Source organism: Pseudomonas retamae (genome assembly GCF_043496865.1).
GTDB classification, from domain to species: domain Bacteria; phylum Pseudomonadota; class Gammaproteobacteria; order Pseudomonadales; family Pseudomonadaceae; genus Aquipseudomonas; species Aquipseudomonas retamae.
The window spans coordinates 213,091-233,111 of record NZ_JBIEIL010000005.1 but is presented as its reverse complement, the minus strand read 5'-3'; the positions used below and the strand labels follow the sequence as shown (position 1 = coordinate 233,111).

Below are 20,021 nucleotides of genomic sequence, written 5' to 3'. Positions count from 1 at the left end.
CAGGTGTTTTAAAAGATTGAGACACGAGGGCGGGCACGCGATTGGTGCGCGCGCTTGGCTGGGTCTGGATTCTTGCACAGTTTTGGGTCTTTACACTGCTCGGCGCTCGACTGCTCACCTTGATCGTTCCCACGCTCTGCGTGGGAATGCCTTAACGGACGCTCCGCGTTCGGCTTTGGAAGGGACGCAGAGCGTCCCGGGCTGCGTTCCCACGCAGAGCGTGGGAACGATCATTGCGATCACCGCGATCACCGCGATCACCGGGGCGGGGCCAGGATCAGGCCAGCAGATCCTGCAAGGTAGCGAGGCTGTCAGCCTCTTCGACGGTTTTGTCCTTGCGCCAGCGCAGCATGCGCGGGAAGCGCACGGCAATCCCGCTCTTGTGCCGCCGTGACAGGGCGATGCCTTCGAAACCCAGTTCGAACACCAGGCTCGGTTTGACGCTGCTGACCGGGCCGAACTTCTCGACGGTGGTCTTGCGCACGATGCTGTCGACCTGGCGCATTTCCTCGTCGGTAAGTCCCGAATAGGCTTTGGCAAACGGCACCAGCGAACGCTGGCTCGACTCCGGCGGGCCGTCCCACACGGCGAAGGTGTAATCGCTGTACAGGCTAGCCCGGCGACCATGACCGCGCTGCGCATAGATCAACACCGCATCGACACTGAACGGGTCGACTTTCCACTTCCACCACACGCCCATGTCCTTGGTGCGTCCGACGCCATATAACGCTTCGCGCGCCTTGAGCATCATGCCCTCGACCCCGAGACGTCGCGAGGCTTCGCGCTGCTGGGCGAGGTCGGCCCAGTTGCTGCCGGTGAGCACCGGCGACGGCAACAGCACCGGGCTGTTGCAACGGGCGATCACCGCTTCCAGTTGTTCTCGGCGTTTGGCCTGGGGCTGGTTGCGCCAGTCTTCGCCTTGCCATTCCAGCAGGTCGTAGGCCAGCACCACCACCGGCACGTCTTCGAGGATCTTCTTGTCGAGGGTTTTGCGGCCGATGCGTTGTTGCAGCAGGGCGAAGGGTTGAACCGCCGGCGGCGCCGTGGACTGCGGATCGAAAGCGTCTTCGGTGCTCGGATGGGTGCTTTTCCAGACAACGATTTCACCGTCGATGACCGTGCCATCCGGCAAGCCATGCACCAGCACGTCGAGTTCGGGAAAACGCTCGGTGACCAGTTCCTCGCCTCGCGACCATACCCACAAACGGCCGTCACGCTTGACCACCTGCGCACGTATGCCATCCCACTTCCATTCCACCTGCCAGTTGTCGACCGGACCGAGCAATGCGTCGAACTGATCGACCGGTTGCGACAAGGCATGGGCGAGGAAGAACGGGTAGGGCTGGCCGCCGCGCTGGGCATGTTCGTCAGCCGACTCAGGGGCGATCAGTTTCAGGTAGCTGGCGGCGTTCGGCCGGTTGGACAGGTCGGTGTAGCCGACCAGGCGCTGCGCGACGCGTTTGCTGTCGAGCCCGGCCATCGCGGCCAAAGCGCGGGTGACCAACAGTTTCGACACGCCGACGCGAAAGCTGCCGGTGATCAGTTTGATGCACAGCATCAGGCTCGCGCGATCAAGTTGCGCCCACAGTGCTGGCAGTTGTCGCGCCAGATAATCCGGTGTTTCGCCGCGCAGCGGCAGCAGTTTGTCTTCAATCCACTCAGCAAGGCCGGCTTCAGAGCTGTGCAGGTTCTCCGGCAACACCAGCGAAATGGTTTCCGCCAGATCGCCGACCGCTTGATAGCTTTCCTCGAACAGCCACGGTTCCAGCCCGGAAACCTCGACCGCCAGCTCTCGCAGGATTTTTACCGGCACCAGTTGCCGGGGCCGGCCGCCGGAAAGAAAGTACACCGCCCACGCCGCATCCTGGGGTTGGGCCTGGGCGAAGTAAGCCTGCATCGCCGCCAGTTTGGCGTTGCTTGAGGTGGTCGCGTCGAGTTCGGCGTACAGCTCGGCAAACGCTTTCATGTCGGCACCTCGGCAGGGGCGGGCTCGCTGGCGCCGCTTTCTTCTTCGTCATCGCCGTACTCGGTGTTGAAGCCTTGCGCATCCAGACCTTTTTCACGCAGATGGCGCACCAGCACGCCGATCGAACCGTGGGTGACCATCACTCGTTCCGCGCCGGTCTGTTCGATGGCCCATAGCAGGCCCGGCCAGTCGGCGTGGTCGGAAAGCACGAAACCGCGATCGACGCCGCGCCGCCGGCGGGTGCCGCGCAAACGCATCCAGCCACTGGCGAAACCGTCGCTGAATTCGCCGAAACGACGCACCCACGTACTGCCGCCGGCCGAGGGCGGGGCGATGACCAGCGCCTGGCGCATGATCGGGTCGCTTTTCTTTATGTCTCCGGCGTAGAGCGTCGGAGGCAGATACACGCCGGCCTCGCGATAGACCCGGTTCAACGGCTCGACCGCACCGTGGCTGAGGATCGGCCCGAGGCTGGCGTCGATGCCGTGGAGAATTCGTTGAGCCTTGCCGAATGAATAGCAGAGCAACACGCTGGCTTTGCCGGCGGCAATATTGGCTGCCCACCATTGATTGATCTCGGCGAAAATCTGCGCTTGCGGCTGCCAGCGGTAGATCGGCAGGCCGAAGGTCGATTCGGTGATGAACGTGTGGCAGCGCACCGGTTCGAACGGCGCGCAGGTGCCGTCCGGTTCGACCTTGTAGTCGCCCGACGCGACCCAGACTTCGCCGCCGTATTCCAGACGCACCTGCGCCGAACCGAGCACATGGCCGGCCGGGTGAAAACTCAAGGTGACACCGTGATGCGTCAGGCGCTGGCCGTAGGGCAGGGTCTGCAGGTTGATATCCTGACCGAGGCGTGCGCGCAAAATCCCTTCGCTGGCGTTGCTGGACAGGTAATGCTGGTTGCCGGTTCGTGCATGATCGCCGTGCGCGTGGGTGATGACCGAACGTTCGACCGGGCGCCACGGATCGATATAGAAATCCCCGGCGGGGCAATACAGACCTTCGGGTCGGGCGATAACAAGATCCATGTCGTGACCGGAATGGGGGGCTTGTTACGTATGAGGCGGGCGTGAGGCTGGAAGTTCGATCGGTTTTGGCGCGCTACCCTCACCCCAGCCCTCTCCCGGAGGGAGAGGGGGCCGAGCGAAGTGTCTGACGAGGTATATCAACCTGATGGACCGGGTTCTGGCCCTTCCCACGCTCTGCGTGGGAATGCAGCCCGGGACGCTCTGCGTCCCAACCAGAGCCGAACGCGGAGCGTCCGTTGAGGCATTCCCACGCGGAGCGTGGGAACGATTAAAAGCCAATGTGGGAGCGAGCCTGCTCGCGAAAGCGGTTTACCTGACACATCAATTCTGAATGTGCCTCCGTCTTCGCGAGCAGGCTCGCTCCCACAGGGAAAACTGCGTTTACTTGCCGGGAGTCAGTGTCAATCGGGTCTTGCCATACACCCGGTCAAAATTCTGCGGCTGCATTGGCAAGCCGATGTATTGCCCTTTGAGCCACGCATCGACACCATTGAGGTAATTCGGGCTGAGCGGATTGCCCGACTGCCCGGTACCGTTCTGCCCCATCAACGGTTCCGCCTGGCCGAAGTCGACGATGAAACGCATCGACGGTGCCCGCGTGGTCGCGAAGTCCTGCCCCCAAGCGAATGCGGCCGTATTCAGCGTCGTATGATCACCACCTGCAGCCAATGGTCCGCGCACGGTCTGGCCGTTGGCATTGCTCCACTGGTAGCTGTGCAACTTGCCCCACTGCCAGGCGCGGTGATCGCCGCCCAACTGACTGTCGCCGGCAGTGATCGCAGCGGCGAGGCTGCGCGCGAGAATCTGCGCCTTGTCTTCTTTTTGCGGGGTGCGCAGGTCATCCCAGAACGGGCTGTCCTCGCGACCGAGCAAATGGTCGGCTTGCGCCGCGTAGGACGTATCCCCGTTGGCGACAAACGCCTTCCACGCCGGGCTCGACTGCGGGCCGAGTTCGTCGAGGAAGATCTGCTTCATGCTTTCCTGCAGGAATAGTTCATACAGCGCCGCATCTGCCGAGGTCGGGCTGAGCTTGCCGTCGAACGCCATCAACCGCGTAAAGGCTTCGCGGGCCTTGCTGCGCTCGGCTTCCGGCAGGGCATCGATCGCCTGCTTCAGCGGTTGTTTCATGCCCGGCGCTTCAAAGACTTTTTTCAGCTTGGCAGCGAAGGTCGTGGTCTGGTCGTATTGCATGGCGATCACGCTGCGGCTGTCGTGTTTGCTGGCGCCAGCCAGTTCCGCCAGGCGTTCGCCGCGCTCCGGCGCCGCCCAGGATTTCGACAACTGCATGCCGTAACCGTCCGGGATCACGCGCTGGTTGGCGGTGCCGAGCCAGCCTTGCGCCGGGTCCTGATCGTAGGGGTGCAGCATCGGGTCGGCGTAACCGTCCCAATCATAACGACCCTCCCAGCCCGGCGAGGGCAGCAGGCCTTCGCCTTCACGGCGGTTGGGGAAGCGTCCTGTAACCTGCCAGCCAATGTTGCTTGCATCAGCGAACACCAGATTGGCGGTGATGGCGCGGATTTCGCGGCTGGCGTCGGAAGCTCGTTCAACCGTTTGCGCGCGGGTCAGGTCAAAAAACGCGTCCAGCGATTTGTCGTCGGTAAAGCTTGGGGTCTGCAAGGCCAGGCCGAAACCGCCGCCTTGCGCCGCCGCTTGAGCGCTGTTGAGCAGCGCGCCGTGACGGGTTTCATACACCGCTTCGCGAATCGGTCGCTGGCCTTTGACGAAATAGGTTTCGTTGCGCACGCCCAGTGGCTGCCATTTGCCGTTGACCTCGTAGGTCAGGCTGCTGCCCTGACGGCGGACTTTTTCCAGGAACAGGTCCTGATTGTCGCCGAGCACGCTGGTCATGCTCCAGGCGACCTTGCCGTTGAAACCGCCCAGCACCATCGGCAAACCGGCGATGGTCACCCCGGCCGCCTGATATTTCGGCGCGCGGATCTGCACGAAGCTCCACAGCGACGGCGCCATCAGCGGCCCGTGAGCGTCGCTGGCCAGCAGACTCTTGCCGCTGCGACTGCGTTGCGGGGCGATCGCCCAGTTATTCGCCGACGTTGCACCGAGCAGATTCAGCGCCGAAAGTTGCTGGCTGGCGTTGCTCAGTTCGCTCAACCCAGGAATCTGCCCGTTGAGCTTGAGGCCTTGCAGCTTGTCGGCCTCGGCCAGCGGCAGGTTTTCATCCGGCGCGGACGGCGTCAGCCAGGCGAGTTTGTCGCTGGTGACGGTTTGTGCGAGCACCAAAGACTGGATTTCTTCCGGCAGGTTGGCCGACTGGCTGAAATTCAGCAGGGCGAAGATCAGCGCCGAGTCTTCCGGTTTCCAGTATTCAGGCTTGTAGCCGCTGGCGGCGAGATCGCCCGGCAGCTTGTCGGCGTAGCGGAACAGGTAGGCGTTGACGCCCCGCGCATAGACTTCGAAGAAGCGTTTGAGCCGCGGCGACGAGGCCTTGTACAGCTCGCCGGCGCTCTTCTTCAGATTCACTGCCCGCATGTAGCGGTCGGCATCGAGCAGCGAGGCCCCGGACATTTCCGCCAGACGGCCCTGCGCCAACAGACGCAGCGTGACCATCTGGTTGATGCGGTCGCTGGCGTGGACGTAGCCGAGGCTGAACAGCGCATCGTGGAAGGTGTTGCTTTCGATCAACGGCATGCCCATGGCATTGCGGCGCACGGACACGTTCTGCGCCAGGCCCTTGAGCGGCTGCACGCCGGAGGTCGGTGGCAGGCTGTCTTGCGCGTTCCAGGTCTGGCAACCGGACAGGCCCAGGACACCGGCCACTGCTGCGGCAACGCCGAACCGGGGAAGAAAATGTGTAAGGGCTGGCGAGGCCATGGGCGAAGCTCCTGGGGATAAAGGCTGGGGGCGCAATAAAGGCGCTACGTTAGTGAGCAGGCGAGGGCCGCGCAAGCGGGGCGAGCGGTTATTTCTTCAGTGGTACGGCGGTCAGTCGGCGCGTTTGCAGTTGCCTGAGGCGAAGCGGTGATGGTGAACTGAGGAAAACCGATCAAACCTCGTGAGAAAAATCGCCATGGAGCTCAAGGGCAACGCTGCACTGATCATCATTGATCAACAGAAAGGCATTCTGCATCCGCGTCTTGGGCGCAGAAATAACCCGCAGGCGGAAGAACGGATTCTTGATCTGTTGGCGCTATGGCGCCGAACCGCACGCCCGGTGATTCATGTGCAGCATCTGTCGCACTCGCCGGAATCGGTGTTCTGGCCGGAGCAGGAGGGCGTGGAGCTTCAGCCACGATTCGTCCCGCAGCGGGACGAATGGCTGGTTCAGAAGCAGGTGCCGGATGCGTTTTCTGCCACCGGGCTGGAGGCGCGATTGCGTGAGGCGGGGATTGGGCAACTGGTGATTGTCGGCGTGGCCACTCACAATTCGGTGGAATCAACGGCGCGCACCGCTGGCAATCTGGGGTTCGATGCGTGGGTGGTGGAAGACGGGTGTTTTACTTTCGAAAAGGCAGATTATTTCGGCACTCCGCGTACGGCTGAGGAGGTGCATGGTATGTCGCTGGGGAATTTGCACGGGGAGTATGCGACGGTGGTCAGCAGTGCCCGGGTTCTGGCGGCTGGCTGAATATCTGATTGTACGAGTGAGCCTGCTCGCGATGGCTTTCTTTCAAGCGCTGAGTTTTTTGGTTTGAGCATATCCGTTGCTGCGGGTGTGGCGGCTGGCGGTTTCGCCCTTACGGCGAGTCCCTTTTTCAGACGCCAAAAAGGAACCAAAAGGCTTTGCTCCTACGTACGGCCCTCGCAGGCTCGGGTCCCTTCGCTCCGGTATCGATCCGGGCGCAGCGGCTACGGTTTGCTTCGCTGCACCTACTTCCGCTGTGTACGACTTCGTCGTACGGTCGCTGCGCTCCCACGCCCGGATCAATCCCTGCGCTCAGCCTTCCGATGTCGCTGGTTAGGCAAGATCAAGATCAAGGGCACTCGAGCTAACGCTCATTGTTGAGTGGTTAGAAGCGTCGCATGGTTTGAGATTTTCGGTGGATTCGCCCCTCACCCCAGCCCTCTCCCGAGGGAGAGGGGGCCGATTTTTGGGCCGTTCGGAAACTGCCTACGACTCGGTATTCCAGGTTGGCGTCTCTTCCGCATCCACCTCGGTCAGTCCCCTCTCCCTCCGGGAGAGGGCTAGGGTGAGGGGCTTTTGATTTTCAGGCTCCGAAGCCTTCGACATCGCCAGTGATCAAGATCAACAGCAGGCGAGCTGACACTCGGCCTGAGAAAGCGGCGGTTTTTTGTGGGAGCTTGCCTGCAAGCGATGGCGGTGGATCAGGCGACAACCATGCTGGATGTGCCGGCCTCATCGCGAGCAGGCTCACTCCTACAGGGGACCGTGTTCCAGTTGAAGTAACGCGGTCAAAGGTGGGAGCGAGCTTGCTCGCGATGGCGGGCTAACGGGCGAAGAAATACTTTGCCTGGCGGATCAGGCGCCGTGGCACTTCTTGAATTTCTTGCCGTTGCCGCATGGGCACGGGTCGTTGCGGCCGACGTCTTTCAGGGCGTTGCGCACCGGTTCCTGGTGGGCGTGTCCGCAGTTCGGGCCGTGCACGTGGCCGTGGTCGTGCTCGTGATGATGATCATGATCGTGGTTGCAGTCAGGGCCGTGGACATGGGGTTGCTGGGTCATCGGTGTTGCTCCGGAATTAAATCGGCGGGGATTATCACGCCATTGCGCTTCAGGTGCACGTAGTGGGCGATGAATAAACCGGTTTCCATTTCGCCCTCCAAGCGATAAGGAATCTGCTGATCGGATTTTTTCAGCATTTTCACCACGTCCTTGACCTTCGGCCACAGGTTGGTGCGGATCGGCACCTTGAAATACGCACTGTGCTGGGGTCCGACGCTGAACCAGTGCTCATGCTCGCCTTCGGCCAGCAGCATGTCGGCAAGATGGATGCGGTATTCCAGACCACGCACGGTCAGCTCGCTGTCGTTGGGGTTGTCGACGCGAAAATGCAGGATGAATTTCTGTTCGAGCAATTTTGCCCGCACCACTTCGACTTTCACCAGATGCACGGCGGGGTCGACGCTGTCGTCGCTGAACCACGACGCGCAACCGCCGAGGTTCAACATCAGCATCAGAACAACCCATCGCAATGTGTGACGTTGACCGAGCATCGAGCAGAACTCCCTTTGACCCTCAGTCTAGTCGCCGGCCGGTCTACGCGCCGAAATACCCCGAGCAGCACTTCTTGAATTTCTGCCCGCTGCCACACAGGCAATTGTCATTGCGCCCCAGCTTCACCGACACGGTCGGGTCGATGAAATACCAGCGCCCGCCGTTCTGCACGAAGGACGAGCGCTCGCGATGACTGTGCTCGCCCTGGTCATCATGCCAGCGCGCGGTGAAGGTGACGAAGGCGTGTTCCGGCTGGCCGCCAAAGACTTCCGAGCTTTCGACTTCAAGACCGAGCCAGGTGCTTTGCGCGCTCCAGTTGCTGATCGACTGGCGATCCAGTCCCGGCTGCTGAGCGGGCAGGGTGGTCGCCACCAGATAATCGATCAGCCCCAGCACGTAGGCGCTGTAGCGCGAACGCATCAGCGCTGCGGCGCAGGGTGCCGGGTGGCCTTCGTGATAGTGGCCGCAGCAGGCCTCCAGCAGATTGCCGCTGCCGCACGGGCAAATGGCTGTACTCATTGCATTACCACCAGTATTTCCCGAAGTTTTCCGGATTGGCCCAGAATCGCGAATTGAGCCAGTCAGGGACTTGTTTGTAGTCAAGCAGATCGTAGGTGAACAGGGTCAGCACCTGATCGTCGCGCTGGAAACGCTCGCTGGCCTGCAGTGCCAGCGAATAGAAGTCGGTGTCCTGCCAGCCGCTGGCGCTCAGGTCTGCCAACACCGCGATGCGGCTGGCGTTTAGGTTACGGATGCCACCCAACAGGTTCAGGCCGTCACGCTTGGGCAAATGTTCCAGGCAATCGACGATCAGCGCCAGATCAAAGCGCTGCGCCGCCAGCTCGGCGGGCAATGCACCGGGGGCGGCGTGGGCGACCACCGTGTCCGGATGCGCCTCTTTGAAAGCGCTCAAGGCCGGAAACTCGCTTGCGCCGATCAGCAGCAAGTGCGCCGGCGCGTAACGATCCAGCAAGGCAGCCAATGCCTGTTGGGGCGTGCGGGAAGAAATGGCGACGTTCATCAATGCTCCTCAATCAGACCGCCAAGACTAGCCTGCCTGTGCGCGGTGGCAAAGCGTTGCGTCGGCGCGCTTGCCCGCCAATCTGGCCAAGCCCTGTGAACACGGTCGCAAACAGCAATGGCCTATTGCTGGCGGAGATTAAAACTCCGGTCTTTACTCCCTGAATCGGTTTTAAGCCGATCCCTCAGGAGAAAACTAGATGAGCATAGTTCGGACAGCATTACCCTTGGTTCTGCTAACCAGTGTGTTGACTGGTTGTGCAGGTTTGCAGAAAACCGACTGGCCGACCTGTGCGGCGGTCGGTGGTGTGGTCGGCGCCGGTCTCGGTGCCACCGAAAGCGCTTCGTGGGCCGGCTACGGTGCGCTGCTGGTCGGTGGTACGGCAGCGGCGTATTGCTGGGTTCACGGCGATGGCGATGAGGACGGCGATGGTGTGCCGGACAGTCGCGACAAGTGCCCGGGCACGCCTAAAGGCGTCCAGGTCGACGCTGACGGTTGCCCGCCACCGGCCCCGGCGCCAGTGGTAGAAGAAGCGGTAGTGGTCAAGGAAGAAACCATCGTCATCCGTGATGTGCACTTCCAGTTCGACAAGGCCACGCTGACCGGGCCTGACAAACAGGTACTCGACAAGGTTGCCGACCGCCTGAAACAGGAATCCTCGACCGCGCAGCTGACCGTGACCGGTCACACCGACAGCGTGGGCAGCGATGCCTACAACAAAAAACTCTCGGATCGCCGTGCGCATTCGGTGGTGGAGTATCTGATCCAGCAGGGCGTGCCACGCGCCAGCTTCGTCTCGGTCTCCGGCCTCGGTGAAAGCCAGCCAGTGGCGGATAACAAGTCGGCTGATGGTCGCGCGCAGAACCGTCGCACCGAAATCAAAATCGTCCGCTAAGCCCTCTCGCATCCGCGGCTTGTGCAGTCGCGGATGCGGGTCTTTACTCCTGTGTAACCGGTATGGGCCGGTGACACAGGAGCTTTCACCATGACTGTTTTCGCAAGGTCCGTCTTGCCGGTACTGCTGCTCGGCAGCCTGCTCACCGGTTGCGCCACGCACAGCGATGGCACTGCACCCCTCAATCAACGTACATGGCCGATCTGCAGCCTTCTCGGCGGGCTGGTCGGTGGCGGCCTCGGCGCTATCGAAAGTGGCGGCTGGGCCGGCGGCGGCGCGGCATTGGGCATCCTCACCGGGGGCCTGATCTGTTACGCCCAGGACGGCGATGAAGACAGCGATGGCGTATTCGACCGCCGCGACCGCTGCCCGGATACCCCGGAAAACACCGAGGTCGATCATCGCGGTTGCCCGTTGCCGGTGTACCCGGCGGCGACCAAAGCGCCGGAGCCGGCGCCGCAAACGGAAGTCATCACCCTCAGCGATGCCGGCGACGTGCTGTTCGATTTCGACAAATCCGACCTGACCCCGGCCGCGACGGCGCAGCTCGATACGCTAATGGACAAGTTGCGCAACGCCGACGTGGTCAGTATCAAGGTCATCGGTCACACCGACAGCAAGGGCTCGGATGCGTATAACCAGGCCTTGTCGGAACGCCGTGCCAGCAGTGTTGCGTCTTATCTGCTGAGTCAGGGCCTGGCGCCGAACAAACTGACCAGCGAAGGGCGTGGCGAAAGCGAACCGGTAGCGGACAACGCCACAGACGAAGGGCGCGCGCAGAACCGTCGCGTGGAATTGCACATCAATCGTTAGTGTGCCGCTGCAGGGCGCAGGCTAGAGCTGCCGGGCGATCGTTATCGCTCCGGCAGCCATTTAGCGGCATGGCGAAGTTTTTTCATTTGACCCTCTGGCTTATCCCCCGTAGAAGCCGGTACTGTGCGCGCAAAGAATAATTCGCAACACGGGGGGCGTATGAAAGTGTTCTGGTGGCTGGGGCGGTTGTTGACCCTGCTGTTCTGCTGCGTGGTGCTGGCCAATCAACTGGTGCCGTTCGTTCATCCGCTGCACCTGCTGGTCAATCTGGCCGGCGGTCTGTTGTTGCTGATCCACGTACTCGAAGTGCTGCTGTGCAACCGCAGCCTCAAAGGCCGTCCGCATCCCTGGCGTGATCGTGGCCGCATTCTCTTGTTCGGCATCTTCCACCTGCAAACCATCCCGGCCCCGGCCGCTCCGGAGGCTTCTTCCCATGCGTAAACTCTGCCTGCTCGCTGCATTCATCAGTCCCTTGGCCTGCGCCCAGGTGGTCAGCGTCGAAGCCAACTCGCTGATGCGTCTGCCCAACACTGCCAGCACCTTGCAGCTGGAGAAGCTTGAAGTGGCCGATTACGGCACTTTGCTGATCCCGTCGAACGTGACCGAATTGAACGTCGGTGAATTACGTTTGGGCCATGAAGCGCGCATCGCGATCGTCCCGGCCGAACAGGCGCTGGAAATGAAAGTGGCGCGCGCCGACCTCAGCGAAGGCAGCCAGATCACCGCGCGCGGGGCACCGGGCACTTATGAAAAAGCTGCTCGTGCCGGGCGCAATCTGAATCTGCAATTCAAGGCGTTGAGCGCGCCGCAGCTGTTGGTTGACGCTCGTGGCGGCACGGGCGCCCCTGGATTTGTCGGGCTCGACGGCGGTAACGGTGAAGATCCGGGTTGCACGTATGGCGCCGCCGGGCATGGTTCCGATGGCAGCAACGGTAGCGACGGCCAGCCGGGCGCACCGGGAGCGCTGGTGCGCCTTGAGGTACCGCGTGAATTTCCGGCCGAGCTGATCAAGGTCAACGTGGCGGGCGGTGCTGGTGGGCCGGCAGGAGTTGGCGGCAAGGCGGGCAAAGGCGGCAAGTCCAAGGGCTGCCTGGTGTATCGCGCCGATGGCGGCAAGAACGGCAAGGCCGGCGCGGATGGACAGCCTGGGCCGGTGGGGGCGGCGGGGGTTGTGACTGTGCAGCGCCTTTAACGGCCAATCCGCCGATTGTTCCCACGCGCAGCAAAGGAACACTGCCTGTGACGCTCCGCGTCACTGGACGCAGAGCGTCCCTTGCGGCATTCCCACGCAGAGCGTGGGAACGATCAAGGCCGGGCCGCCGCAACCGCCACCAGCACCAACCCGACCAGCAGATTAAACCCCACCACCCGACGTATCCGCCCCAGCACTGCCGCACCTGCCGGCCAGTCCTTCGCCTCTACCGCTTTGCGCAGCTCAGGCAGCATCAGCCCCTGAATGCGGATGAACAGCGCGGTCATCACCACGTACAAACCGATCATCACCTGCACATACTTCGGCGCGGTCTCGAACCCGACCTGCTGCAGATGCAACATGCCTACACCGGTGATCGGCAAGAGGATCACTGCGACCCAGACCCAACGGAAAAAACCTTGAAACACTTCCACCCACAGGGTCAGTCGGGCAGGCCCCTCCAGCGCCTTCACAGCCGCGGGGCGCAAGACCATCCAGGCGAAAAACATGCCGCCGACCCACACCAGCGCGGCGAGGACATGCAGGGGATAAACGAGGCTAAAAGGTGTCATTCGGGCACTCCGTTCTGCGCAGGATCGATTAGCGGGGTATGATAGCCGCCGAATCAAACCACTGAAAATTTATCCAGCGTTTTTGCGCCCGACACTCAATGATCAGCACTGAACTCAAAACCACGATCCAGGGCGCCTATTCGCGTTTTCTAGAAGCCAAGAGCCTCAAGCCGCGTTACGGTCAGCGCTTGATGATCGCTGAAATCGCAAAAGTCCTCGGCGATATCGACACCGATGACGAAGGCCGGCGCAGTGGCGACCCCGCCATTGTCGCGGTGGAAGCCGGCACCGGTACCGGCAAGACGGTGGCCTACAGCCTCGCCGCGATCCCGACCGCGAAACTGGCCGGCAAGCGTCTGGTGATCGCCACCGCGACCGTGGCCCTGCAGGAGCAGATCGTCTACAAGGATTTGCCTGACCTGATGCGCAACAGCGGGCTGAATTTCAGCTTTGCACTGGCCAAGGGGCGTGGCCGTTACATGTGCCTGTCCAAGCTCGACATGCTGCTGCAGGAAGGCCACGCACAAACCGCCACCGCGCAGCTGTTCGAAGAAGAAGGCTTCAAGATCGAGGTCGACGAGGCCAGTCAGAAGCTGTTCACCAGCATGATCGAAAAGCTCGCTGGCAATAAGTGGGACGGCGACCGCGACAGTTGGCCGAATGCGCTGGAAGACGCCGACTGGGCGCGCCTGACCACTGATCACAGCCAGTGCACCAACCGGCATTGCCCGAACTTCGGCCAATGCGCGTTCTACAAGGCGCGCGAAGGCATGGGCAAGGTCGACGTGATCGTCACCAACCACGACATGGTCCTGGCCGATCTGGCGTTGGGCGGCGGCGCGGTGCTGCCGGATCCGCGCGACACCATTTACGTGTTCGACGAAGGCCACCATCTGCCAGACAAGGCGATCGGCCACTTCGCCCATTACACGCGCCTGCGTTCCACTGCCGACTGGCTGGAAACCACTGCCAAGAACCTCACCAAGCTGCTGGCTCAGCACCCGTTGCCGGGCGATCTGGGCAAGCTGATCGAGCAGGTGCCGGAGCTGGCGCGGGAGATCAAGGCACAGCAGCAGTTCATGTTCAGCGCCTGCGAACAGGTGGCCGATTTCAAACCCGGTGAAGACGTCGAGGGGCGCGAGCGCCCGCGTCATCGCTTTGTCGGCGGGGTGATTCCCGAGCACATGCGCGAAATGGGCATCGAGCTGAAGAAGGGCTTTTCCCGTCTCAACGATCTGTTCCAGCGCCTGACCGACCTGCTCAAGGAAGGCATGGATGGTGAGGTCAACATTGGCATCGCCAGCAATCAGGCCGAAGAATGGTACCCGCTGTTCGGCAGCCTGTTGTCCCGTGCTTCGGGCAACTGGGAATTGTGGACCGCGTTCACCGCCGAAGACCCGGAAGACAGCCCGCCGACGGCGCGCTGGCTGACCCTGGCCGAAAGCGGTTCGCTGTTCGACATCGAGGTCAACGCCAGCCCGATCCTCGCCGCAGAAACCCTGCGCCGCAGCCTGTGGAACGTCGCTTACGGCTGTCTGGTGACTTCGGCAACGCTGACCGCGCTGGGCACTTTCGACCGATTCCGCATGCGCGCCGGTCTGCCGAAAAAAGCCGTCACCGCCGTGGTGCCGAGCCCGTTTCACCACGCCGATGCCGGGGTGTTGCGCGTGCCGGACCTTAAGGCCGACCCGCGTGATGCGGCGGCGCACACGGCGGCGATCATTCGCGAGCTGCCGGATCTGGTCGAAGGCTCGCGTGGCACGCTGGTGCTGTTCTCTTCGCGCAAACAGATGCAGGACGTGTTCGACGGCCTCGACCGCGACTGGCGCAAGCAAGTGTTCATTCAAGGCAACCTGTCGAAACAGGAAACCCTGAACAAGCACAAGGCGCGGGTCGATGGCGGCGATTCCAGCGTGTTGTTCGGGCTGGCCAGTTTTGCCGAGGGCGTCGACTTGCCGGGCGCTTATTGCGAGCACGTAGTGATCGCGAAGATCCCGTTTTCGGTGCCGGATGACCCGGTCGAGGCCGCGTTATCGGAGTGGATCGAAGCGCGAGGCGGCAATCCGTTCATGGAAATTTCGGTGCCCGACGCTTCGCTGAAACTGGTACAGGCCTGCGGGCGTCTGCTGCGCACCGAAGAAGACCGCGGCACCATCACCTTGCTCGATCGGCGTCTGGTCACCCAGCGCTACGGCAAGGCGATCCTCAACGCACTGCCGCCGTTCCGCCGCGAAATATCCTGAGACAACAGTGGGCGGTTTCGCCCACCGTGTTGTCTATCTCTCTGCCACCGCTTTTCCACTGGCCTTGATGGGTCGTTAGGGAGAACTCCGTTCTTATGATTCGCCGTTCGTTGCCCGCTGTATTCGCCCTGATCTTCGCTGCGCCGTTGTGCGCAGCGCCTGCCGGTCAACAGACCCTGTTCAACTTCGTGCGCCCGGCCGACGTGGTCAAGGTTGTCACCGAAAATGCTGATCTGCCGCAAGCCAACGCCGAGCAGACCGCAGAGGGCGAGGTGCTGCGCCGTGTGACGTTCAATCCCGTGGCCCGACCGACCCTGCGCCTGACGCCGCAGACCGGCGCATGGGACTGGTCGCAGTCCGGCATGATGACCCTGCGGTTGCAGAGCGCAATGGATTGGGCCGTGACGGTTTACGTGCAGATTCAGAGCAACGATGGCAAAACCCTGGTCAGCCGCGTCGACCTGCCCGCCGGGCCGGCGCAGACCCTGCTGGTGCCTTTGGTCGCCACCACGCCATTGAGCCAGGGCATGAAGGCCGGGCCGGCGATGCCGATGACTGTCGATGGCCAACGCATCCTGCTCGCCAGCAGCAGTGGCGTGATCGACCGCAGTCAGGTGGTCTCGGTCAGCCTGTCGCTGGATCAGCCGAAAGTTGCCCAGAGTCTGCTGCTCGAACGTTTTGGCGTGCAGAACGACGACGGGGTCAACCAAGCCGTGTACGGCAATCTGGTCGATGCTTACGGGCAATCGACCCGAGGCAAGTGGCCGGAAAAGATCGCCGACGACCAGCAACTGAAATCCGCCGCTGCCAAGGAACAGCAACAACTGAAAACCTGGCTGGCCGAGCGCGAGAAGTCCTCGCTGGACAAGTTTGGTGGCTGGAAGCAGGGCCCGGCGTTCAAGGCCAGCGGTTTCTTTCACACTGAAAAACGCGACGGCCGCTGGTATCTGGTGACCCCTGAAGGGCATCCGTTCTACTCCCTCGGCGTCAATACCGTCAGCCCCGACGTCAGCCGCACTTATGTGAGCGGTCGAGAATACATGTTCGAAGCCTTGCCCAAGCCGAACGAACCGTTGGCCAGCCATTTTGGCGAGGGTGACAATCGCGGCGGCAATGGCGTCGATCAGGGCCGAGGCTATGCCAATGGCCGTTGGTATGACTTCTACGCCGCCAACCTGCAACGCCTGTACGGCGCGCCATGCAAGGCGGACAGCGAAGGCAAATCCGGCGTGGCAGAGGCGGCCAAATCCGAAGCCGCCGAAACCTCCACCGAGAAAACCGCCGCGCCTGGCGCCGTGGCTATCGTCGAGCCGAAGTCGGGAGTCGCTGAAGCCGCGCAAACAGACGCGGCGCAGATCGCCCGCGCCGAAAGCGCCACACCTTGCCAAGCGAATATCGACGAGCAGCATTGGGCCACTCACACCCTCGATCGCCTGCAAGCCTGGGGCTTCAACACCATCGGCAACTGGAGCGCACCGGTGCTTGCCGATGCCGAGCGCGTGCCGTACACGTTGCCGCTGTCGATCGTCGGCGACTACACCAGCATCAGTACCGGCAGCGACTGGTGGGGCGGCATGCCTGACCCGTTCGATCCGCGTTTTGCCATGGCCACCGAGCGTGCGGTGGCAATTGCAGCGCGCGATCATCGCGACGATCCGTGGCTGATCGGCTATTACGCGGACAACGAACTGGCCTGGGCCGGTCCCGGCGACGATCCCCACTCGCGTTACGCGCTGGCGTACGGCACGCTGAAAATGACCACCGACGTGCCGGCCAAACGCGCCTTCCTTAAGCAACTGCGCGACAAGTACCGCAATCAGGCCGGGCTGTCGAAGGCCTGGGGCATCGACTTGCCGGCCTGGGAATTGATGGAAGATCCGGGCTTCGTGCCGCCGCTGCCGAACCCGGAACACCCGGAAATCGAGGCTGACTTCAAATACTTCCAGAAGGTTTTCGCCGACACGTACTTCAAGACCATTTCCGACTCGCTGAAATGGCACGCGCCTAACCAGATGCTGCTCGGCGGGCGCTTCGCTGTGAGCACGCCGGAAGCCGTGGCGTCCTGTGCGCAGTATTGCGATGTGCTGAGCTTCAACCTGTACACCCTCAAACCGCAGGACGGTCATGACTTCGCCGCGCTCGCTGCACTGGACAAACCGGTGCTGATCACCGAGTTCAATTTCGGCTCGACCGATCGCGGCCCACTCTGGGGTGGTGTCACGCAAGTAGCGCGAGAAGAAGATCGCGGCCCGGCCTATGCCAACTTCCTCAAACAGGCGCTGAACGAGCCGTCGATTGTTGGCGTGCACTGGTTCCAGTATCTGGATCAACCGGTGACCGGGCGCTTGCTCGACGGTGAAAACGGGCACTTCGGACTGGTCGGGGTCACTGATCTGCCGTATCAGGGCTTCGTCGAAACCGTGCGCAAGAGTAATTTGCAGGCGCTGGAACAACTGGGTAAAGAAGCGCAGAAAGTTCCGGCCCATGAGGCTGAGGGAGGGCGCAAAGGGGAGGCCGGTAAAGCGGCAGGTGCCGGTCATGCGGGTGGGCATTCTGCCAATGGTCACTGAGTTCTGAGACACCGCGTTATCGTTCTTTGCGAGCAGGCTCGCTCCCACACAGGATTTCGGTAACAGCTGATATCCCCTGTGGGCGCGAGCCGCCTCGACAAAATTTCCAGAACAACCGTCTGGCCCGCGCCTGTTCCCAAATCCCTCTAGGGCTGGAACAATGCGGGCCACTTTGTAGAGCGTTTTCGCGGGGGAGTTGCGGGTGCAGATTCAGGGTCATTACGAGCTTCAATTCGAAGCGGTGCGCGAAGCATTTGCCGCACTGTTCGACGATCCCCAGGAACGCGGCGCAGCCCTGTGCATTCAGGTTGGTGGACAAACCGTTGTCGACCTGTGGTCCGGCACCGCCGACAAGGACGGCGCCGAAGCCTGGCACAGTGACACCATCGCCAACCTGTTCTCCTGCACCAAGACATTTACTGCGGTCACCGCGCTGCAACTGGTGGCCGAAGGCAAGTTGCAACTTGATGCACCAGTCGCCCGCTATTGGCCGGAGTTTGCCGCTGCCGGTAAAGAATCCGTGACCCTGCGCCAGTTGCTTTGCCATCAGGCCGGTCTGCCGGCGTTGCGCGAACTGCTCGCTCCCGAAGCCTTGTACGAATGGCAAACCATGGTCGATGCCCTTGCGGCCGAAGCTCCGTGGTGGACGCCGGGTACCGGTCACGGTTATGCCGCGATCACTTACGGTTGGCTGGTTGGCGAATTGCTGCGCCGCGCTGACGGCCGTGGGCCGGGCGAGTCCATCGTCGCCCGCGTGGCCAAGCCGTTGGGGCTGGATTTCCACGTCGGCCTGGCTGACGAAGAGTTTCATCGCGTGGCGCATATCGCCCGTGGCAAAGGCAACCCCGGCGACGCCGCGGCCCAGCGTCTGCTACAAGTGACCATGCGCGAGCCGACGGCCATGACCACCCGTGCCTTCACCAATCCGCCCTCGGTGCTGACCAGCACCAACAAACCGGAATGGCGCCGCATGCAGCAACCAGCGGCCAACGGCCACGGCAATGCGCGCAGTCTGGCCGGGTTCTATGCCGGCCTGCTCGACGGCAGCCTCCTCGAAAGCGACATGCTCCAGGAGCTGACCCGCGAGCACAGCCTCGGCGACGACAAGACGTTGCTGACTCGCACGCGTTTCGGTCTCGGCTGCATGCTCGACCAACCGGAAGTGCCCAACGCCACCTACGGCCTCGGCCCGCGCGCGTTCGGCCATCCGGGAGCGGGCGGTTCCATTGGTTTTGCTGACCCTGAGCATGATGTTGCGTTCGGTTTTGTGACAAATACCCTTGGGCCCTATGTATTGATGGACCCGCGCGCGCAAAAGCTCGCGCGGGTGCTTGCCACTTGTCTGTAAAGCATTGATAGAGGTTCCAGGGGCGGAACCTCAACAGGATTTTCGATTCAAAACGGCTGTTTATCCGGGCGAAAGTGCTCTGATTTTTCATTACTTCATTTTGTGGATTTTCAATGTCATCTAAAAAGACTCTCGCCCTGGCCCTGTGTGTAGCGATCACCGGTTGCGCACAGACCCCGAAAAACGACGCGGACGGCGGCAGTTGGTGGCCGTTCGGTTCTTCCGACACGGTCGCGGCCAAGGAGCCTGCACCCGCCCCGGCCCCGTTGAAACCTGCCGCGACTGCACCGGTCGCCAAGGCCGAGAGCAGCAATCCGTGGTACTGGCCGTTCGGTTCCAGCGATGAAGCGACCAAAGCCGACCTGAAGGCTGAAATTGCTCCGGAAGTGAAAAAACCGGTCACTGTCGCCAAGGCTGAGGCCGAGTCCAGTGGCAAATGGTGGTGGCCGTTCGGCGGCAAGGACCAGCCGACTGCCAAAGCGGTGCCGATGCCTGATCCCAAAGTGACTCAGGCCTGGCTCGACGACTACGAGCCGCGTCTGCGCGAAGCGGTCAAGGACAGCAACCTGCAACTCGAGCGCCGCGACAACGTGCTGGTCGTCACCGCGCCAGTCGAAGGCTCGTTCAACCCGGACCGCCCGGCGATGCTGTTGCCGGTCACCCTTGGCCCATTCACTCGCGTAGCGAAAATTCTCGAAGCCGATCCGAAGACTGCCGTGCTGGTACTCGGTCACAGCGACACCAGCGGTGCCGCGCCGGCCAATATCAAGCTCAGTCAGGAACGTGCGCAATCGGTGGCGGCGATCTTCCGCCTCAGCGGTCTGCAGCGTGATCGCCTGATGCTGCGTGGCATGGGTTCGGAAGCGCCGCGTGCGGCCAATGACAGCGTTGAAGGCCGCGCCTTGAACCGTCGCGTCGAATTGCTGGTGACCCCGCAAAACACCATGGTTGCGCTGTTGAGCAAATACAACATGCCAGCGCCGAAGCCGGTGACAATGGTCGCGGCGCAAGACGTCAAGCCAGTGGCCAAACCGGCGACTCCGGCGCCTGCCGCGAAGAAAGCTGCCGCCCCGGCGACGAAAAAGGCCCCAGCCAAGAAAGCTGCGGCCAAGGCCCCTGCGAAAAAGGCGCCGGCCAAACCGGCCGCGAAGAAAACCGCGCCAGCCAAAGCCGCCACGACCGACAAGAAAGTCGCTGCGACAGACGCCACCAAAAAGTGATCCGTTAATCAAAAGG

17 protein-coding genes are annotated in these 20,021 nt (G+C 62.2%); 9 read left to right on the top strand and 8 right to left on the bottom strand.

Annotated elements, in window-relative coordinates; all coding sequences use genetic code 11:
• Nucleotides 1-277: 277 nt before the first annotated feature.
• The 3 genes from ACGSLL_RS12780 to ACGSLL_RS12770 all read right to left on the bottom strand — a co-directional run bounded on the left by ACGSLL_RS12780 (nucleotide 278) and on the right by ACGSLL_RS12770 (nucleotide 5,829).
• The gene (locus tag ACGSLL_RS12780) at nucleotides 278-1,966 is read right to left on the bottom strand and encodes an ATP-dependent DNA ligase (protein WP_394506293.1); all 1,689 of its coding nucleotides are present in this window, start codon (nucleotides 1,964-1,966) and stop codon (nucleotides 278-280) included.
• A complete protein-coding gene (locus tag ACGSLL_RS12775; RefSeq protein ID WP_394506291.1) occupies nucleotides 1,963-2,997 on the bottom strand; it encodes a ligase-associated DNA damage response exonuclease in 1,035 nt (344 codons plus the stop codon). The genes ACGSLL_RS12780 and ACGSLL_RS12775 overlap by 4 nt, the downstream gene beginning before the upstream one ends.
• Before the next feature lie 381 nt (nucleotides 2,998-3,378).
• The gene (locus ACGSLL_RS12770; RefSeq protein WP_394506289.1) at nucleotides 3,379-5,829 is read right to left on the bottom strand and encodes a penicillin acylase family protein; all 2,451 of its coding nucleotides are present in this window, start codon (nucleotides 5,827-5,829) and stop codon (nucleotides 3,379-3,381) included.
• 196 nt (nucleotides 5,830-6,025) lie between these two features.
• On the opposite strand from ACGSLL_RS12770, the gene ACGSLL_RS12765 reads away from it, so the two are divergent.
• Nucleotides 6,026-6,583 carry a cysteine hydrolase family protein gene (locus tag ACGSLL_RS12765; RefSeq protein ID WP_394506494.1) on the top strand — a complete coding sequence of 186 codons (558 nt, stop codon included), beginning with the start codon at nucleotides 6,026-6,028 and terminating at the stop codon, nucleotides 6,581-6,583.
• Between the two features lie 852 nt (nucleotides 6,584-7,435).
• Here the strand turns inward: ACGSLL_RS12765 and ACGSLL_RS12760 are convergent.
• The 4 genes from ACGSLL_RS12760 to ACGSLL_RS12745 are packed head-to-tail and all read right to left on the bottom strand — an operon-like array spanning nucleotide 7,436 to nucleotide 9,152.
• Nucleotides 7,436-7,639, bottom strand: coding sequence for an SEC-C metal-binding domain-containing protein (locus ACGSLL_RS12760; protein WP_034154967.1), 204 nt, complete (start codon nucleotides 7,637-7,639; stop codon nucleotides 7,436-7,438).
• Nucleotides 7,636-8,130, bottom strand: coding sequence for an LEA/WHy family protein (locus ACGSLL_RS12755; protein ID WP_394506286.1), 495 nt, complete (start codon nucleotides 8,128-8,130; stop codon nucleotides 7,636-7,638). Before ACGSLL_RS12755 ends, ACGSLL_RS12760 begins: the two co-directional genes overlap by 4 nt.
• 43 nt (nucleotides 8,131-8,173) lie before the next feature.
• Nucleotides 8,174-8,650, bottom strand: a complete 477-nt coding sequence (locus ACGSLL_RS12750) for a YchJ family protein (RefSeq protein ID WP_394506284.1) — start codon at nucleotides 8,648-8,650, stop codon at nucleotides 8,174-8,176.
• 4 nt (nucleotides 8,651-8,654) lie between these two features.
• A complete protein-coding gene (locus ACGSLL_RS12745) occupies nucleotides 8,655-9,152 on the bottom strand; it encodes a DUF6231 family protein (RefSeq protein ID WP_394506282.1) in 498 nt (165 codons plus the stop codon).
• Between the two features lie 199 nt (nucleotides 9,153-9,351).
• On the opposite strand from ACGSLL_RS12745, the gene ACGSLL_RS12740 reads away from it, so the two are divergent.
• The 4 genes from ACGSLL_RS12740 to ACGSLL_RS12725 all read left to right on the top strand — a co-directional run bounded on the left by ACGSLL_RS12740 (nucleotide 9,352) and on the right by ACGSLL_RS12725 (nucleotide 12,052).
• Nucleotides 9,352-10,047: an OmpA family protein gene (locus ACGSLL_RS12740; protein ID WP_394506280.1), complete on the top strand. Its 696-nt coding sequence runs from the start codon at nucleotides 9,352-9,354 to the stop codon at nucleotides 10,045-10,047.
• A gap of 90 nt (nucleotides 10,048-10,137) precedes the next feature.
• Nucleotides 10,138-10,860 carry an OmpA family protein gene (locus ACGSLL_RS12735; RefSeq protein ID WP_208938453.1) on the top strand — a complete coding sequence of 241 codons (723 nt, stop codon included), beginning with the start codon at nucleotides 10,138-10,140 and terminating at the stop codon, nucleotides 10,858-10,860.
• Nucleotides 10,861-11,019: 159 nt separating this feature from the next.
• Entirely contained in the window at nucleotides 11,020-11,301 is a 282-nt protein-coding gene (locus ACGSLL_RS12730; protein WP_208938452.1) for a DUF1145 domain-containing protein, read from the top strand.
• The gene (locus tag ACGSLL_RS12725; protein ID WP_394506277.1) at nucleotides 11,294-12,052 is read left to right on the top strand and encodes a collagen-like protein; all 759 of its coding nucleotides are present in this window, start codon (nucleotides 11,294-11,296) and stop codon (nucleotides 12,050-12,052) included. Before ACGSLL_RS12730 ends, ACGSLL_RS12725 begins: the two co-directional genes overlap by 8 nt.
• Nucleotides 12,053-12,165: 113 nt before the next feature.
• On the opposite strand, the gene ACGSLL_RS12720 is transcribed toward ACGSLL_RS12725, so the two are convergent.
• Entirely contained in the window at nucleotides 12,166-12,624 is a 459-nt protein-coding gene (locus tag ACGSLL_RS12720) for a DUF2269 family protein (protein WP_394506275.1), read from the bottom strand.
• A 98-nt stretch (nucleotides 12,625-12,722) separates the two neighbouring features.
• Here ACGSLL_RS12720 and dinG point away from each other — a divergent pair, with 98 nt between their 5' ends.
• The 4 genes from dinG to ACGSLL_RS12700 all read left to right on the top strand — a co-directional run bounded on the left by dinG (nucleotide 12,723) and on the right by ACGSLL_RS12700 (nucleotide 20,005).
• Nucleotides 12,723-14,867, top strand: coding sequence for an ATP-dependent DNA helicase DinG (gene dinG, locus ACGSLL_RS12715; protein WP_394506273.1), 2,145 nt, complete (start codon nucleotides 12,723-12,725; stop codon nucleotides 14,865-14,867).
• 95 nt (nucleotides 14,868-14,962) lie between these two features.
• Nucleotides 14,963-17,437, top strand: coding sequence for a beta-galactosidase (locus ACGSLL_RS12710; RefSeq protein WP_394506271.1), 2,475 nt, complete (start codon nucleotides 14,963-14,965; stop codon nucleotides 17,435-17,437).
• A 202-nt stretch (nucleotides 17,438-17,639) separates the two neighbouring features.
• The gene (locus tag ACGSLL_RS12705; protein WP_394506269.1) at nucleotides 17,640-18,785 is read left to right on the top strand and encodes a serine hydrolase domain-containing protein; all 1,146 of its coding nucleotides are present in this window, start codon (nucleotides 17,640-17,642) and stop codon (nucleotides 18,783-18,785) included.
• A 113-nt stretch (nucleotides 18,786-18,898) separates the two neighbouring features.
• On the top strand, nucleotides 18,899-20,005 hold the full coding sequence (locus ACGSLL_RS12700; protein WP_394506267.1) for an OmpA family protein: 1,107 nt from the start codon (nucleotides 18,899-18,901) through the stop codon (nucleotides 20,003-20,005).
• Nucleotides 20,006-20,021: the final 16 nt, after the last annotated feature.